This is a genomic window from Paraburkholderia terrae, from assembly GCF_002902925.1.
Lineage (GTDB): Bacteria > Pseudomonadota > Gammaproteobacteria > Burkholderiales > Burkholderiaceae > Paraburkholderia > Paraburkholderia terrae.
The window spans coordinates 1,592,522-1,608,592 of the sequence record NZ_CP026112.1; the positions used below are offsets into that span (position 1 = coordinate 1,592,522).

18 protein-coding genes are annotated in these 16,071 nt (G+C 65.3%); 1 reads left to right on the plus strand and 17 read right to left on the minus strand.

What is annotated here, in order from left to right; all coding sequences use genetic code 11:
- Positions 1-179: 179 nt before the first annotated feature.
- The 16 genes from C2L65_RS23310 to C2L65_RS23385 all read right to left on the minus strand — a co-directional run bounded on the left by C2L65_RS23310 (position 180) and on the right by C2L65_RS23385 (position 15,059).
- A complete protein-coding gene (locus C2L65_RS23310; RefSeq protein ID WP_042308190.1) occupies positions 180-389 on the minus strand; it encodes a CsbD family protein in 210 nt (69 codons plus the stop codon).
- A 111-nt stretch (positions 390-500) separates the two neighbouring features.
- Positions 501-713, minus strand: coding sequence for a hypothetical protein (locus C2L65_RS23315; RefSeq protein WP_042308191.1), 213 nt, complete (start codon positions 711-713; stop codon positions 501-503).
- A gap of 141 nt (positions 714-854) precedes the next feature.
- Positions 855-1,712 carry a 2OG-Fe(II) oxygenase gene (locus tag C2L65_RS23320; RefSeq protein ID WP_042308193.1) on the minus strand — a complete coding sequence of 286 codons (858 nt, stop codon included), beginning with the start codon at positions 1,710-1,712 and terminating at the stop codon, positions 855-857.
- Positions 1,713-1,785: 73 nt separating this feature from the next.
- Complete coding sequence (locus C2L65_RS23325) at positions 1,786-2,259, minus strand: nuclear transport factor 2 family protein (protein WP_042308194.1); 474 nt, start codon at positions 2,257-2,259, stop codon at positions 1,786-1,788.
- A 150-nt stretch (positions 2,260-2,409) separates the two neighbouring features.
- Positions 2,410-3,684, minus strand: a complete 1,275-nt coding sequence (locus C2L65_RS23330) for a patatin-like phospholipase family protein (RefSeq protein WP_042308197.1) — start codon at positions 3,682-3,684, stop codon at positions 2,410-2,412.
- Positions 3,685-3,835: 151 nt separating this feature from the next.
- Positions 3,836-5,299: a vWA domain-containing protein gene (locus C2L65_RS23335; protein ID WP_042308198.1), complete on the minus strand. Its 1,464-nt coding sequence runs from the start codon at positions 5,297-5,299 to the stop codon at positions 3,836-3,838.
- A 32-nt stretch (positions 5,300-5,331) separates the two neighbouring features.
- A complete protein-coding gene (locus C2L65_RS23340; RefSeq protein ID WP_042308199.1) occupies positions 5,332-5,976 on the minus strand; it encodes a TadE/TadG family type IV pilus assembly protein in 645 nt (214 codons plus the stop codon).
- A gap of 1 nt (position 5,977) precedes the next feature.
- A complete protein-coding gene (locus C2L65_RS23345; RefSeq protein ID WP_042308201.1) occupies positions 5,978-6,505 on the minus strand; it encodes a TadE family protein in 528 nt (175 codons plus the stop codon).
- A gap of 21 nt (positions 6,506-6,526) precedes the next feature.
- Positions 6,527-7,504: a type II secretion system F family protein gene (locus C2L65_RS23350; RefSeq protein WP_042308204.1), complete on the minus strand. Its 978-nt coding sequence runs from the start codon at positions 7,502-7,504 to the stop codon at positions 6,527-6,529.
- Between the two features lie 51 nt (positions 7,505-7,555).
- Positions 7,556-8,536 (minus strand): type II secretion system F family protein, encoded by a 981-nt coding sequence (locus C2L65_RS23355; RefSeq protein WP_042308206.1) that lies wholly within the window; start codon positions 8,534-8,536, stop codon positions 7,556-7,558.
- A gap of 21 nt (positions 8,537-8,557) precedes the next feature.
- The gene (locus C2L65_RS23360) at positions 8,558-9,934 is read right to left on the minus strand and encodes a TadA family conjugal transfer-associated ATPase (RefSeq protein WP_042308208.1); all 1,377 of its coding nucleotides are present in this window, start codon (positions 9,932-9,934) and stop codon (positions 8,558-8,560) included.
- Between the two features lie 52 nt (positions 9,935-9,986).
- Positions 9,987-11,189: a CpaE/TadZ family protein gene (locus tag C2L65_RS23365; RefSeq protein WP_042308210.1), complete on the minus strand. Its 1,203-nt coding sequence runs from the start codon at positions 11,187-11,189 to the stop codon at positions 9,987-9,989.
- 94 nt (positions 11,190-11,283) lie between these two features.
- Positions 11,284-11,571 carry a cyclin family protein gene (locus C2L65_RS23370; protein ID WP_042308213.1) on the minus strand — a complete coding sequence of 96 codons (288 nt, stop codon included), beginning with the start codon at positions 11,569-11,571 and terminating at the stop codon, positions 11,284-11,286.
- Between the two features lie 36 nt (positions 11,572-11,607).
- Entirely contained in the window at positions 11,608-13,653 is a 2,046-nt protein-coding gene (locus tag C2L65_RS23375; RefSeq protein WP_042308216.1) for a type II and III secretion system protein family protein, read from the minus strand.
- Positions 13,654-13,800: 147 nt separating this feature from the next.
- Complete coding sequence (cpaB, locus tag C2L65_RS23380; protein ID WP_042308218.1) at positions 13,801-14,640, minus strand: Flp pilus assembly protein CpaB; 840 nt, start codon at positions 14,638-14,640, stop codon at positions 13,801-13,803.
- 77 nt (positions 14,641-14,717) lie between these two features.
- Positions 14,718-15,059 (minus strand): hypothetical protein, encoded by a 342-nt coding sequence (locus C2L65_RS23385; protein ID WP_233446518.1) that lies wholly within the window; start codon positions 15,057-15,059, stop codon positions 14,718-14,720.
- Positions 15,060-15,072: 13 nt separating this feature from the next.
- Here C2L65_RS23385 and C2L65_RS46655 point away from each other — a divergent pair, with 13 nt between their 5' ends.
- Entirely contained in the window at positions 15,073-15,330 is a 258-nt protein-coding gene (locus tag C2L65_RS46655) for a hypothetical protein (protein WP_233446519.1), read from the plus strand.
- A 179-nt stretch (positions 15,331-15,509) separates the two neighbouring features.
- Here the strand turns inward: C2L65_RS46655 and C2L65_RS23390 are convergent, their stop codons facing one another.
- The gene (locus tag C2L65_RS23390) at positions 15,510-16,061 is read right to left on the minus strand and encodes an A24 family peptidase (RefSeq protein WP_042308222.1); all 552 of its coding nucleotides are present in this window, start codon (positions 16,059-16,061) and stop codon (positions 15,510-15,512) included.
- Positions 16,062-16,071: the final 10 nt, after the last annotated feature.

The following is a 16,071-nucleotide window of genomic DNA, read 5'->3' on the forward strand; positions in this document are numbered from 1 at the left end:
GCGGCATCGCCGAATCGATCGGTGCCCGCATGCATCGCGCAATCCGACATGGACCCGACACAAAAAACGGGCCGCGTTGTCACGCGGCCCAGCGGGCTTCGCCCGTCTTGTTCGCTCCCTGTGACCGGACGGCCGGGCGGCCGCTAACACAACAGAAGCGCCGCCCGGCAACGCCACGATCAGTGATGCTTGCGGTTTTCGCGTGCGATGTCCTTTGCGTTGTCCTTTGCGTCTTCCTTCGCATCGCCATACGACTTCTGCATTTCGCCGGCGCCTTGCTGCAGGTCGCCCTTCAGTTCCTGGCTACGGTTGCCCGTGGCCTTGCCGACAGCCTCGTTGACCTTGCCCTTCACCTTTTCGACCGTACCCTTCACTTGATCCTTGTTCATGGCTGACTCCGTCTGGTTACGCCGACGCAACGGTTGCGCCAGTCATCGGGAATCGAGCATTCGCTGTGCCTGAGCTGGGCCGCACAGCTGCCGCACAGCCGACGTACCGTGTTAACAACCGACGGCGGGCGCGCGCGCTTCGAGCGCTCGCAGCAATTCGTCCAGCCTGCTGGCACGCGAGCGTTGCGACGGCACCAGCCGCGCCGCTAGCACGGCGTTGAGCCGGGTGCGCCAGTATGAAAGTGGGAAACGATGTTCGGCGGCCATACGCGCGAGTACCCGCTCCAGATGTTGCAACTCGCTTTCCAGTTGGTAGTTGTCCATAGTGGGTCCCCTGATATTGTTTCGGTCCGAGGGGCATAGGCGTGGCGCCCGTCATGTCGATCGCGCCTGAAACGAGCCACGCATGCGCTGGCCCTTATACAGCACCCGCCATACCCGGATGCACTGCGCATCGCGGGCGCGCTAGACGTACGGGCGCTCACGCATCCATTTCGTCATGATCCACTTGTCGCCGCTCGTGACGGGCGCGCCGCCGTGCAGCGTCAGCGGATCGAGCTGGCGGCGCCCGTTCATGTAGCGGAAGTAGATCGCGCCGCCTTGCCGTGCCATCACCGCGAGCCCCGCGTCCGGAAACACCGTCTCGCCGCCGCCCTCGACGTCGCTCAGATAGACGATCAGCGTCGCGACACGCTGGCCGCCGCGCGCCGTGTGCAGCACGCTGCCGTTCTGGCCGGGCGGGAAATAGTCGAAGTGCGGACGGTACTCGCCGCCTTGCCGGTAGTGCAAAATCTGCAGACCTTCACCGTGTTCGAGCGGCCAGTTCATCAACGCGGAGATGCGGTGGTCCAGCCGTTCGATGAACGCGTCCTCGCAGCGCTGGAACCAGAAGCCTTCGCTGGTGCGCAGCTGGATCACGTCTTCGCTACCGTTGTCGGGATTGACGGTGGTCGAGCGCTTCAGCCGGTGCCGTGCGCGCTCGATCAGCTCGGCGCATTCTTCGCCCGACAGCACGTCGTCGAACGCGATCACCTGCGGACGCTCGAAGCGGATGCGCACCGTCACGTCACGGTCGTACGCGTGTACCGTGTTGCCCGCCGCGACGGGACAGGCATCGTAGTGATAGGCGCGTGTTTCGTCTTCCGGCGAAGCAATGACGCTCGCCACCGCGCCCGTCTCCGATGCCGCGCGGCGCACGATCTCACGCGCTGCGTCGATCTCGAAGCCGCCCTGCACCATCGCCTCGATCATCGATTCCTGCGTACACCCGCGGCTCACGTTGGTCGCGAGCCATTCCCGCCATGCAGCATCCACCTCGCGCATCACATCCCCCGCTGCTCCATTGTCGCGCTAGCCGGACCCCGGTCGGGACCAGCTCAACGCGCTCATGCTCCGTTCATGCCGCTTTCGCGCGAAACGCGGCCAGCCCTCGTTTCGCCTGCGCGCGGATCGCGTTCTGCACGAAAGGCGTCCAGCCGAGCAGCGCGCCCTTCGCGCCCAACGCCTGACTGGCCCAACGCCATAGATCGAAACGGTCGTGATGCTCGACGATCAGTCCGTCGCGAAACACGAAACGCGCGTCGATCTGGTTGACCACCGTCCTGCCTGTCTGGCTGAACACATAGCTCGCGACCCAATGCGCGCTGCCGCTGTCGGCATCGGCAACGACATGGCTGAAGGCCAGCGTGAACTCCTGCGCACGCGACACCAGCATGCGCCACATGTCGGTCACTTCGCCGCCGTGCAGCGCGACGAACACGGGGTCGCTGAAGGTCACGTCGGGCGCGTAGCACGCTGCCATCGCGTCGACATCGCGCCGCTGGAACGCTTCGTAAAATCGCTGGATCAATGCCGCATTGGGATGAGTCATCTCGGTCTTGTGCTCGCCGTTTTCGTTTTTGCCAGCCTGTATCAGGCCATATCAGCCTGTGTTTTCCTTAGCCCGCCGCTTCGTCAGTGCCATTCACCCAAGGTACAACACGCTCACGCGATTGCGCAATCGTTCAGATATGTCGCCGTCTTACGCCGCTTCCGGGTCCGAGCGATGAATCGCGATGCCTTCCATCGGGTCCGGCTCCTCGCGCCACGGCGCGCGTTCGATCATCCGTTGCGCGTCGGCATAGCCCGCTTCCCAGCGGCGCCGGATGCCGTCCTTCGAAAAGTCGATGTCCTTGTGCATGTCGTCGCGCCCGAAGTTCGGCGCATCGAGCTCGATCACCTGCATCGTCGTGCCGCAACCCCAGTTCAGCAGTTCCTTGACGGCAGCCGTGTCGCGCTGGTCGTCGGGCAGATGCTTGCCGAGTTCGCGGATCACGTGCCGCAGCCGGTGAATCTGCCGCTGCCGTTCGAGATGACTCTCGGCGCGGCTCGAATACTGGATGTCGCGCTGGCGGCTCATCGCTTGCTGGATCGACGCGGGTTCGTCGCCATGCGCGGGCCACAGTTGCACGGTGAAGATCACGGAACTGTTCCGCGGCCGGTCGTCGAGCACGGCTTCGAGCGGCGTGTTCGAATAGATGCCGCCGTCCCAGTACGCCTCGCCGTCGATGCGCACGGAAGGAAAACCCGGCGGAAACGCCGCCGACGCCATCACATGCTCGACATCGAGCGGTGCGTCGCGATTGGTGAAATAGCGCATATGACCGCTGCCCACGCTGACCGTGCCGACCGTCAGCCGCGTCTGCTTGCGGTTCAGATAATCGAAATCGATCAGCGACGCGAGCGTCTCGCGCAGCGGCTCCGTATGATAAAACGCCGCCTGCTCGATACCGACGGGCGCATGCAGCGCGAGCCATGCGTCGGCGCGCGGCGTGAAAAAGGCGGGCAAGCCTTGCGCCATGATCGACAGATTGCGCAGCCACTGCTCGTAGCCGGGAATCCATGCGGCCCACGCGGTGGCCAGATAGGCGGGCAGCCCGAGCGCGGCGCAGGCGGGCGCGCAGGCCGAAAGCCAGTCGGGCGCTTGATGCCCCGTCCACGTGACGCGGTCCCAGAATGTGCGCAGCCGGCTCATCCGGTCTTCGGGACGGTTGCCCGCGATGATCGCGCCGTTGATCGCGCCGATCGACGTGCCGATCACCCAGTCGGGCTCGATCCCGGCATCGTGCAGCGCTTCGAACACACCCGCCTGATAGGCGCCCAGCGCGCCGCCGCCTTGCAGCACGAGCACGACCTGGGCGTCGATCTCGGGACGCGCGGACGCGCCGCGCGTTTCTTCGCTCTTGCGTATCCCCGTGGCGGCGCGCGAGGCCTGCGCAGAATGCGCCGCCGCGTGCGCCGCGGTTTTCTTGACCATCGTGCTTCTCCGTCGAAAAACGAAGCGTTCATCTGGAGACCTGCGGCCGCGCCGCAGGCAATCACACGATAGCGCACCTTTATTGCGAGCGCACTTCAAGGCGCGCCTGTCACGGCAACGCCACATGTCACCGCTCCCGCCGCTCCCGCCGCTACTTGGCGATGCGCAGGATGGCCGAGGCCAGTTGCGCGTAGCACGGCTTGATGTCGTCGGGTGTCGCCGCGTAGCAGTACACGCCCACGGGCTGCTTTGCGTCGTAGCAGCGGCTCGGGCCATCCGCCACGTTAGCGATGCACTTGAGAATGTCCTGACCGAGCTCGCCACTACCCGCGCCCGTCTTGGTCAACAGCGACGGGCCGTAGCCGAGCGCGAAAACAAAGATGCCTTCCGCGCGCGCTTTCGCCGCCATCATTTCCATCAGGTTGCGCGCCGCGTTGTTCACGTTGTTGAACTTCGTCGTCATGGCGGTGACTTGCGCGGGGGTCGGCTTGCCATTATTCACCGTGCCGATAATGGGCATCTGGCCGTCGACCGGCCGCGTCAGCGTGCCCGCGGCGGGCGACGCCGATGTAATGGGCAAGGTGGCTGAAGCATCCGATGCAGCATGCACGTCGTAGGTGGCGGGCAGGCTCTTCACGTTGTCCGCATACTTGTCGTAGCAGCTGCTCTGCTGGTTTTGCGCCGTCATGCTGTCGAATGCGCCAGGGTTGCCACTCCAGCTGTTCGTATCCTTGCCCGTCGTGGACGGCGGACCGTCGCTCGTCATGATCGTGTATTTGCCCGCTGCGCACGTCGTGTTTGCTGCTGCGAACGAAGCCGCGAAGCTGTTCGGCGCGCCGTCCGAGAAGAACACGATCACGCGCAGACTCGACGGCTGCGTGATGACGTGATCGAGCTGGTACTTCGCGTTCCATATGGCATCCACCGATGCCGTATTGCCACCGAAGCTGTAATTCGTGATCTTGTTCGTCATCGTCGTGCGGTCGAAGCCGCGGCTCTGGTCGCTCTTGAACGGCACGTCGACGACCGTGCCTGCCGCGAAGTGCATCAGCGCCACACGGTCGGTCGACGTATTGAAGTTGTTGAGAAACGCCGTCGACCCCGAGCGCACGGCCGCCTGCGTCTTCGTGTCGCTCATCGAGCCCGTCACATCGACCACGAACGACAGATCCAGATCGCGCCGGATCGCCTCGCCCGTGGTCGCCACATTGAGCAGCTTGAAACCCTGCATCTGCATCAGCGTGAGCGGCACGCTCGCCTGCGCGGCGAGATCGATGGTCACCGTGCCCTTGTTGATGTTGACCGATGGCGCACTGAGCGTTGCCGTCGAACCGAGAAAGCCCTGCGGATAGTTCGCGTCAAAGAACGCATTCGCGGCCGTGGTCGCGTTGGTGATCTGCTCGGCCTGGGTCGAGCCGCGCGTGACGGCCTGGCCCGCCGCGACCAGCGCGCCGTCGACGGCCGAATCCAGCCGCGCCTTGACCATGTAACCGAGGCCCGCGTCGATCGCGAGTCCCGCGACGCCGAGCAACGCGATCAGCGACACCGCGACGAGTATGCTCACCGAGCCTTGCTGGCGCCTGAGCGCGCGTGTGTTTCTTTTGAATGTTTTCATTGCTTCCCCCGGTGCTTCGAACTGCTTGACCTTCAGAACACGCTCATCGAATACAGGTTCGGCGACAACGCGGGCGTCGTGATGCCGCCGCCCAGGTTGATCGCGCCGATCAGCGGCTGCTGCACATAGAAGCTTTCGACGGCATACGCGATCTGTCCGTCGGACAGCTTGCCCTTGAGCAGATCGACCGCTTGCGCCGGTGTCTTGCCGCCGAGGCCGTTGCACGCGCCGCTGCCGTCCGTGGCCCACGATGTGCCCGCTGACGAGCAGTTCCAGATCTTGCTGGCCGCGCCGCCGTCGCTGCCGCCCGTCCATTTCCATTGCGCGACGACTGTCCCCGTGCAGCCGTTGCCTTTCGCGTCGCAGCCTTGCGAGCCCATGATCTGCGTGATGTAGATCATGCCGTTCGCGCTCATGTTGAGCGGCGGCGTGGTGGCCGCGAGCGACGACATGATGGTCTGCATCGGATAGGTAGCCGCCGCGCGCGACGACAGGTTCGCGCCTTCGCGGCTCACGTTGATGAGGATCATCTGCGCCTGAATGTTGCGCGCGATGTCGTACAGCGGCAGCGCGATGCCCAGTAGCAGCGGCAACAGCAACGCAAACTCGACGCTGACGATCCCTTTGGCATTGCCTCGTGCGTAACGACGCCCCTTGAGCCGTGGTCTCGTCTTCATGTCAGAAGCCCTCGTTGCGCATGGTCGCGGCGACGCTGAAGTTGAAGAAGCCGCCGGGAAAGAACGAGCGGATCATCGGCGTGATCATCGGCCACGCGCAGTTGATCTGCAGCACGACGATGTCGCCGGGATTGCCGAACATGCTCGAGCTGTAGCTCGCGTCGCTCGCATAGTTCTGCGCCTTGCCGCTGTTGACCGTGATCGCGTAGCTCGGATTGACGAGGGGATACAGACCCATCGACTGATCCTTGATCTCCTGGATCACGGCGAGATAGCGCTGCGGACTCTTCTGGTTCGGGTCAAGCCCCGTCTGCCCCGTCACCGCGTAGCGCGCGCCCTCGCGCACCGCGTATTGCATGGTCAGGTTCACCCACAGCGCGACGCCGAGATCCATCACCATGCACAGCAGAAAGAACAGGATGGGCGCGATAAACGCGAACTCGAGCGTCGCGACGCCAAGCTGCCCACGGCGGCGTCCCTGCGAACGCCTCGCGCGCGACACTCTCAGATGAGGACGCGTGGTTTGCATCGTGTCTCTCCCGCAGTGGGTTCAGTGCATGCCGCCCATCGTCGGCAGCAGTTGCCGCGCGACCTGCATCGCAGCGGGCCCGATCAGCACCATGATCAGCGTCGGAAAGATGCAGAACATCAGGGGAAAGAGCAGCTTGAGCGCGATCTTCGCCGCCTGTTCTTCGGCGCGCATCCGGCGTTTGGTGCGCAGCGCGTCGATGAACACACGCAGCGAATCGCCGACGCTCGTGCCAAAGCGGTCCGCCTGAATCAGCATCGAAGTGAGCGTGTCGATGTCCTCGACGCCCGTACGCAGCGCGAGATTGCGCAGCGCCTTGTCGCGGCCCGCGCCCGCGCGCAGTTCCAGCAGCACCAGCTCCAGCTCCTCCTTCAACGCGTGGCTCTTCACACCGATTTCCTCGGCGACGCGCTGCATCGCCGCGTCCAGCCCGAGGCCCGCTTCGACGCAGACGGTCATCAGATCGAGCGCATCGGGCAGGTCTTCGAAGAGGCTGCGCTGGCGCTTCTCGACGAGACGGCTCAGCACCACGTTCGGCAGATAGAAGCCGAGCGCCGCCATCGAAAGCGTCGCCATCAGCAGGAATTTCTGCGCGTCGGGGCCCGCGAACAGCGTGATGCCGAGCAGCGCGAGCGCGGGCAGCACGAGCGCGAGCAGCGTCTTCGCGGCGAAGTAGATTGCGGGCGCGGTGTCGCTGCGCATGCCCGCATTCGCGAAGCGCCTCCGCAACGCGGACTTGTCCCAGTCCTCCTTCGGCAGCGAAAGCTTCGCGACCTGATGCGAGACTTTCGTGACCGTTTCCATCCACGCCGGGCTGTCGTCGCCATCCATGCCCGGCGTGCCCGCCGCGGCCCCCGTCGCACCCGCCGCCGACGACGCCGCAATGCCGTCGATGCGGCGCTTCAGCGGGTCGGGACGCAGCAGCGACATCGCCTTCCACGCTGCGCCGAACACGATCGCAAACATCGCGGCCAGCACGGCAAGCTGTTCGGTTTCCATGATTTCCCCGTTGTGTTGCGTTCGTTTTTTGTTCGCGCCGCTGGTCGGCTGCTAGACGCGGATGCGCACCGTCTTGCGGAGCCACAGAATGCCGAAAAACATCATCCCCAGCCCGAGGCCCGCGATCTTCTGACCCGTCGGGTCTTCCCAGAACACCTTGCAGTAGCCGGGGTTCAGCACCGACAACGCGGCGATCACGATGAACGGCAGCAGCCCCAGAATCCACGCGGACAGCCGCCCTTCCGCCGACAGCACGCGCACCTTGGCGAGCAGCTTGAGCCGTTCGCGGATGATGCCCGCGATGTTGCCGAGAATCTCCGCGAGATTGCCGCCCGCCTCGCGCTGGATCAGCACGGCGATCACGAAGTAGCGCACGTCGTCGACGGGCACGCGGCTCACCAGATTCAACAACGCGTCGTTCATCGACACGCCGTAGTTGATTTCGTCGAAGGCGATGCGGAACTCGCCGCCGAGCGGATTGGGCAACTCGTCGCCCACCATGCCGAGTGCGGCGGGAAACGAATGGCCGGCGCGCAGCGCGCGGGCGATCAGATCGGCGGCATCGGGCAACTGACGTTCGAGCTTGACGATACGCTTCGCGCGCTTGCCGCGCAGATACGCGAGCGGCAGCAGCGCCGCCGCGCCCGCCACCACGAGCGAAATCGCAAACGGCATATGCATCGCGCCGACGCCGAACACGAGCCCCGCGCCCCCGAACGCCACCGTATAGCCGACGAAGCGCCCGACCGACCACGTCAACCCCGACTGCTGCAGATACAGATCGAGCCGATGCACGCGCGGCATGCGCAACAGCATGCGCGTGAGTGTCGGCGATTCGCTCAGCAGGCGCTGCTTGAGAATCGACATCTGTTCGCCGCTCACGTGGCCGCCCGCCGACATCGCGCGTATCCGCGCGTCCGTGCGCTTGACGACCGGGCCGTGGCGGCTGTTCCAGTACAGGTACACGCTCTCGATCAGCAGCACGATCGCGACGAAGCCGAGGACCGCGAAAGCCAGCAGTGTCGTATCCATGTCCGTCTCCAGAAAAGCGCGTCAGACTTCGAAACGCCGCGACGGATCGAACATCTGATCCGGCAACGCGAGACCGAACGAGGCAAGCCGGTCGGCGAACTTGGGCCGCACGCCCGTCGCGCAGAAGTAGCCCTTGACCGTGCCGTCTTCTGCCACGCCCGTGCGTTTGAACGTGAAGATTTCCTGCATGTTGATGATCTCGCCTTCCATCCCGGTGATTTCGGAGATGCTCATCAGCTTGCGGCGTCCATCCGTCAGACGCGACGCCTGCACGACCACCGTAATCGCCGATGCGATCTGCTGACGCATCGCCTTGATCGGCATCGTCAGGCCCGCCATGCCGACCATGTTTTCGAGGCGCGTGAGCGCATCGCGCGGCGTGTTCGCGTGCAGCGTCGCCATCGATCCTTCGTGGCCCGTGTTCATCGCGTGCAGCATGTCGAGCGCTTCCGCGCCGCGCACTTCGCCGAGCACGATGCGGTCGGGGCGCATCCGCAGCGCGTTGCGCACCAGCGAGCGCTGCGAGATTTCGCCCTTGCCTTCGATATTCGGCGGCCTCGTTTCCAGCCGCAGCACGTGTTCCTGCCGCAGTTGCAACTCAGCCGCGTCTTCGATCGTGACGATGCGTTCGTCGTTGGGAATGAAGCCGGACAGCAGGTTCAGCATGGTCGTCTTGCCGCTGCCCGTGCCGCCTGAGATCAGCACGTTGAGCTTGGCCTTGATGAGCGCTTCGAGCAGTTGCGCCATGGCGGGCGTGAAGCTCTGGTTCTTCACCATGTCGTCCACTTTCAGCGGATTCACCGCGAAGCGCCGGATCGACACGAGCGGCCCGTCGATCGCGGAAGGCGGAATGATCGCGTTGACGCGCGAGCCGTCGGGCAGGCGCGCGTCGACCATCGGCGTCGATTCGTCGATTCGCCGGCCGACGCGCGACACGATGCGCTCGATGATCTTCATCAGATGCGCGTCGTCGAAGAACGTGATGTCGGTGTGCTCGAGCTTGCCGCGCCGCTCCACGTACACGTGGCGCGGCGTGTTGACGAGTATGTCCGACACCGTCGGGTCGGCGAGCAGCGGCTCGAGCGGGCCGAGACCGAACATCTCGTCATGCACGTCCTGCGCGAGGCGGCGGCGCTCGAGCTCGTTCATCGGAATCTTGTCTTCGTCGACGATGCGCTCGACCAGTTGCGCGAGCTCGCGTTTGATCTGCTCGGGCGTCAGGCGTTGCAGCTTGTCGAGTTCGACACGGTCGATGATCTTCTCGTGTACGGTCATCTTCAGTTGTTGATACGCGCGGCGCGCGGCGATGCTTTCGGCGCTGTTGCCCGCTCCGGCCGCAGTCGCTGCGTCGAGCGGCATCGATCCGCTCTGCAGTCTCAGTTGATCGCGCAATGACATGGTGTCGCTCCCCGGTTTCTGTTGTGTGGCGCCTCTCGTCAATGACCCGGCGTCAATGATTCGTCTTCAGTTGCGGCATGTCGCGCGGCTTCTGCGCGAAGAGGCGCGCGAGGCCGCCCTTTTTCTCTTTTTGCGGCGCGGGCCACAACGTGTGCGCGAACGCGACGATGTCCTGCGCGAGCGCGCTGCCCTTCGCGATGCTCATGATGGGCAGCCCCTGATCGAGCGCCGCGCCCGCATGTTTGTCGTCGCGCGCGAAGCGATGCGCGACGCCCATGCCGAAACTCTGCTCGAACGCCTGCAGGTTGACGGGCGCGTGCTTGTCGTACTGGTTCACGAGCACGCTGACCTTGCCCGTCGCGTAGCCGAGTTCCTGAAAGATGTCGAGCATGCGGCGGCCCGTGCGCAGATACAGCACGCTCTGGCGCACCAGCATGCAGATGCGGTCGCTCTGGTCGAGCACGTGGATCGCGAGTGGATTGATGCCGAGGCCAAGATCGACGATCACCGCGTCGTACTGCGAGCGGGCGAGCGTCAGCACGCGTTCGAGCTGCGCGGGGCGCAGTTCGCCTGCGCGGATCGGATCGCCCGCGCCTGCGAGCACGTCGAGGTTGTCGTTCACGTGCATCACACAGGCGTCGAAGAACGCGTTGTCGAGCCGGTCGATCTGCGCGCACAGATCGGCGAGCGTCGCGGCGGGCGCCAGGTCGGACATCAGCAGGCTCGCGTCGGCGAACTGCTGGTTCGCATCGACGAGCAGCACGCGCTTGCCGCGCTGCGTCGCGAGCGCGTGCGCGAGGTTCATCGCGATGAAGCTCGTGCCGGTGCCGCCCTTGCACGACGTCAGCGCCACGACGCGCCCTTCGCGGCGCGCGCCCGCCGTCTTCTTGCCCCACACGTGCGAAAGTTCAGAGGCGAACGCCTGCGGGTCGAGCGGCCACGGCAGCACATGGCGTACGCCTGCGCGCATCGCGGCCATCAGCAGCGCGGTCGAAGGCGCGGGCGTTACCAGCATGCAGTTCAGTTGCGGCACGTGCGAGACGGCTTCTTCGATCGACGCCATGTCTTGCGGCTCAAGGCCGACATCGTCGACGATCAGCAGATCCGCCGACTTGATCGACGCCGCATGCGTGCGCAGGTGCCGCACCGAGCCATGAACGGCCCGCACGCGATGCGCGACGCCGCATCCTTCCAGCAGTTGCTCGATATGGCGCGAGCGGTCTGGGCCCGATGAGATGAGGAGGATGTCGATCATGTTCAGTCTCCGCGTGCGGGGCGTGGGGTTTAGTGCGTTGTTTCTGTTGCGGTTACGATCGCGCCGCGCGTGCGGCGCACTCAATCAGTTCGAATCAGTTCGAGCCGGGCAGGCCGACCGCGAACACGTTGATGGGCGGCGGCGGCGCCGTGAACGACTTCGCGTAGTTCTTCTGGATCGCGTGGGCCGTCGAGCCGTCGACACCCGCCACCGGGTCGGTGTTCATACCCGCGTTCGGGTTCAGCGTCTGCATTTCCTTCAGCTGCGAGACGGAACTGCCGAACGTCTCGTCCCAGTGCGGTGTCGAGGTCAGGCAGCCAGCGAGCGTCAGGCTCGCCGCTGCGCACAGCGACGCGCGGATCAATGTCTGGATGGTTTTCATATCGGTCTCCCGGTGTTCGTCAGATGCGCGTCGCGTTCACTGAGTGCGGCGGTCGTCGTTGTTTTCGCGTGCTTCCTGCGTGCCGGACTGTGCGGCGGGCTTCGCCGAGAGCGGCTGCGCGCTCACGCTCACCGTCTGCACAGCGGCCGTATGCACGGTGCCGTCTGTCGGTTCGGTGCGCGTGACGGGCGCCGTGCCGTCGCCGTCGCTGCCGCTCCCTGTCGAGCGGGGCGTGGCGGGCGCACGGATCGCGTCTGCCGCGGGCTGGGTGCGCTCGGGCGCCGGCACGGGCGACGGCGTCGTCGTGCCTTGCGACGTGATGATCGGCGTCAGGACCACGGGAGCAGCCGTACCGTTAGCCGCTGCAATCGAGCCGCCCTTGACGGGGATCGGCGACGGAATCGCGGCACCCGTCGACGGCGTCGCCGGCTCGGCGGCAGGCTGCGGCTTCTTGCCTTCCATGTTGCCCGTGAAGAGCACGCCCGCTTCCGTGACCTTGCCGAAGTGATCGGTGGGCAGCGGATAGTTCTGCGGCAGCGGTTTCGCGAGACGCGGCGTCACGACGAACACGAGTTCCGTCTTGTCCTCCTGGAAGTTCGTGCTGCGGAACAGCGCGCCGAGCACGGGCACTTCGCCGAGGCCGGGAAGGCCCTTGAGCGTGCCCGTCACGTTGCTCTTCATCAGACCGCCGATCGCGAAGCTCTGGCCGTCGTAGACCTGCAGCGTGGTCGACGCGCGGCGGGTCGTGATGAGGGGCAGCACGGCCGTCGTGCTGACGGTGCCGGCCGTCACGGCGACGCCCGTCGGCGAGAGCTCCGACACTTCCGGCGAGACCTTGAGATTGATGCGGCCGTTATCGAGCACGGTCGGCGTGAAGGTCAGACCGACGCCGAACGTTTCTTCCTGGAGGATGATCGTCGAGCCCCCTGTGCCGTTGCTTTGCGGCACCGGGATGAAGACCTTGCCGCCTGCGAGGAAGCTCGCTTCCTGGCCGCTGATCGCCATCAGGTTCGGCTCGGCGAGCACCTTGACGAGCTGGTCGGTCTTCTGAGCATCGAACGCGAAGTTCAGCGGCTTGTTGTTCGCCTTCGAGCCGATCAGCGCACCCATGCCGCCCGACAGGAAATCGGCGAGCAGGCCGAAGCTCCAGCTGCCCGTGCCGCCCTGGATGTTTGCCGCCATGCCGAGCTGGTCGATCAGCGTCTTCGACACTTCAGCCACCTTCACTTCGAGCATCACCTGCTGCGGCGCGGCCACGTGCATCATGTTGACGATGCGCTCGTTGTTGCCGTTGCCCGATGCGCCCGCCGTCTTCATCACGGCGGGAATCATCGCGCCACCCTGGGCGCCTGCCCCGTTGGCGGGCGCGGCGACGGGCACGGGCGCAGTCTGGCGCGACACATAGGCGTGAGCCAGTTCGACGATGCGCTCGGCCTTCACCGAGTCGGACACGGTGCCCGTCAGCACGAGCGTGTCGGCGGCGGCCTTGACCTGCACGCCGGTCTCTTCGGGCATCAAGACGGCGAGCGTCTGCTGCAGGCCGCCGGGATCGGCGCCGACGGCGACGTCGATGATCGTGCATGAGCCGCTTCTGCCCTGCACGATCATGTTGGTCGTGCCGACATCGGTGCCGAGCAGATAGAGCGTTTGCGGCGACACGAGCATCGCCTGCACGATCGACGGATTGCCGACCGTGCGCGTCTTCACCGACTCGCGGATGTTGACCATCTGCGACTTGCCGACGGGAATCGTCACGCTCTGGTGATCGGCGATCGTGCCCGTGCAGTTCGGGCCCCGGCCGCCTTGCGTCATGCCTGCAGCGGCCGCCGGCGCGGCGCCGCTCATGCCGATTGTCAGATGCATGGCGCCGCCGTTCGATGCCAGGCTCATCGGCAGCGGCGCCTGGCCCGGCAAACCGGCTTCCTGGCTCACGGCCTGCGTGGCGGGCAGCGCCCACAGTGCGGCGCCGATCAGACCGCAGGCGCTGGCCTGCGCGAGACGCGAGCGGCGCGGAAACGTTGTGGCTTGCGTCGTATCGCGCTCACGCCTTGCATGCGCGCGCTGGTTCTCTGTGGCATTCATGTCCTTCCCCCGTATTGGCGCCGTTGTCTGGTCTCGTCACGGCTTGCGGTTCGCGCCGGGTTCTGTGCCCGCGCGGCTTTCACGCTGGTCCTACGCGCTGGTCTCGCGCGCAGTTCTTACTCGTTGTTCTCAAGCATTACGTGCCGCTCAAAAGCATTCCTGTCTGGCCTGCGATCCGTCGATCACGCTCACGCAGTTCGCCGGCGCCCGCGCGACGATCTTGCGCACCACGGGCTTCGGCGCGGGCGCGGCCGGCGCGGGCGGCACGGCGACGGGAATCTTCAGCAGCGAGGCTTTGGTCGCGCCTGCCGTCGTCGCGTCCTGCGGATCGACCTGGTTGCGCAGCACGAGCGACAGCGAACCGATGCTGCGCGCAAGGTCGATCTTCTCGGCCTGCTCGGGCGTAACTTCGAGCGTCACGGCATCGACCACCTTCGGTTTGGTTTCGTCGCGGCCCGCTTCCTGGGCGACGGCGAGCACGAGGATCTTTTCGAGCACGATCTTCGAGATGTTCTGGTCGCGTCCCGTTACGCCGCCGTCCTTGTTGTCCTTCTCGGTGTTGACGAGGATGTCGACGTAATTGCCCGGCAGCGCGAAGCCCGCAACGCCGATCACGTCGTTCACGCGCACCGTGATCGCGCGCTTGCCTTCGTTGATGACGGCCGACAGCCCGCCGACCGTGCCGACGGGCGAGAGCTTCGCCTCGAGCACGGGTTCGCCGCGCGCGAGACTCGTCTTCAGCACGCGGCCTTCGAGCTTTTTCACGTCGTTGAAGGTGCCCGTCGGCACGCTGCCGGCGGGCCAGTCGGACACCTTCAGCATCTCGGGCGAAACGCGCTGGCCGAGACTCATGTCGGCCGATGCGATCACCACCTTGGTCGTCGTCGTCGAAGACTGCTGGATCATCCAGCGCGACGCGAACACTACGGCGGCAAGACCGGCCGCCGTCGCGACGACCAACATCACCAACGCGCGAGCGTTCTTCATGTCGTTCTCCTGACTCTCGCCGTCGGCGACGGCGCTCTAGGGATCGTGTTGCAGGGATTGGGCAGTGAGTCTGTCCGTCAGTCCATCAGATCGCGGTCACGCTCCGGCGGGCTGTGCGCGTCGTCATCGTCTGCGCTTGCGACTGGCTGATGCGCCGGCAGCTGCAAAGCGGCGCGCAACGGCGCGGCTTGCTGCGCGCGGCGTTCCGCTTCGCGCTTCGCCACCCACCGCGCGACGACGAGTTCCTCGAGCAGCGCTTGCAGCGCGTATTCGCGTTCCAGCCGGCCCACCGGCGTGAGCAGCGCGCGCTGGCGCAGATAGATGGCGGGATCGGTCGTGTAGAGCAGTTCCGGCGCCGCGTCCACGTAGTACATTGCGTACCCCGTGGACGCGGCCTCCGTGCGGTGTGGCCGGTTCATGGTGCCGGCCTCGATGCCGCTGCCGTTGTCCGCCGATGCGGAGCGGCTCCCCCGTGTTGCCGATGGTTTGGCATTGGCCGTCTTGCGGCCTGAATCGTTCGTCTTCATCACTTCCCCCGTATCTGGCCGGCCTTCCTGCGAAGGCTCTTTCCAGGTGGACGACCCCGCGTCCACACCCCGTTTCTGGATTTGCTTCAAGCCTTTCTGCGAAGGCTCAGTGCTGCTGTTTCTCTTGTCACTGCCGCTGCGTTTTTTTGCTGCGTTCTGGTGAGCTTCGGCTGTTGTCCGCCGTTCGCCTCTTGTTGTCGGTCGCTAACGCTGTTTGTCGTTATGTACTGCTGTCCTGCCCTGATTCACCTGCTGCCCCGCTGCTGCTTCCCCGTAGAAATCCGTTTGTTCGCTTCTTGCCCCGTGCTGCGTTATTCGTTGTTCTTTTTGCTTGCCGCTTCGTCACACGTGTACGAACAGCGACAGCATCGTGCCGATCGCGATGGCCACGCCGTATGGCAGCGTGCCCGTTGTCGGCCGTCTTGTTCTCGTGTTGCCCGTACCCTGCTCGCTGCCGCCCGGCGCGCCGCCCGAAGGCATCGACACGTCGATCAGCACGGCAGCCATGTTGTGCAGTCCGGCACGCATCTGCCGATGGCGCAGCATCTCCACCAGCGCCCAGACGCCACCGACCATGCACACCGTCAACGCGGCTTCGAACGCGCCGCTCGCACTGCAAAAACATCCGACAGCCGCCATCAGCTTCACGTCACCCGCGCCCATCATCCGCAACAGATAACCGGGCAAAAGCACCGCGCCGCCGACGAGCAGGCCGCCCCCCCACAACAGCATCCCGTCGATCGCGCCATGCAGCGCGCACTGAACGACGAGCCCCGCGCCCAGACCGATGACGACCAGCCAGTTCGGAATGCGCCGTGCGTGGATGTCGTAGATCGCTGCAATCACGACCAGCGCCAACACGCAGGGACCCACTGGAAAAGGCACACCGTTCATCGAAAGCTCC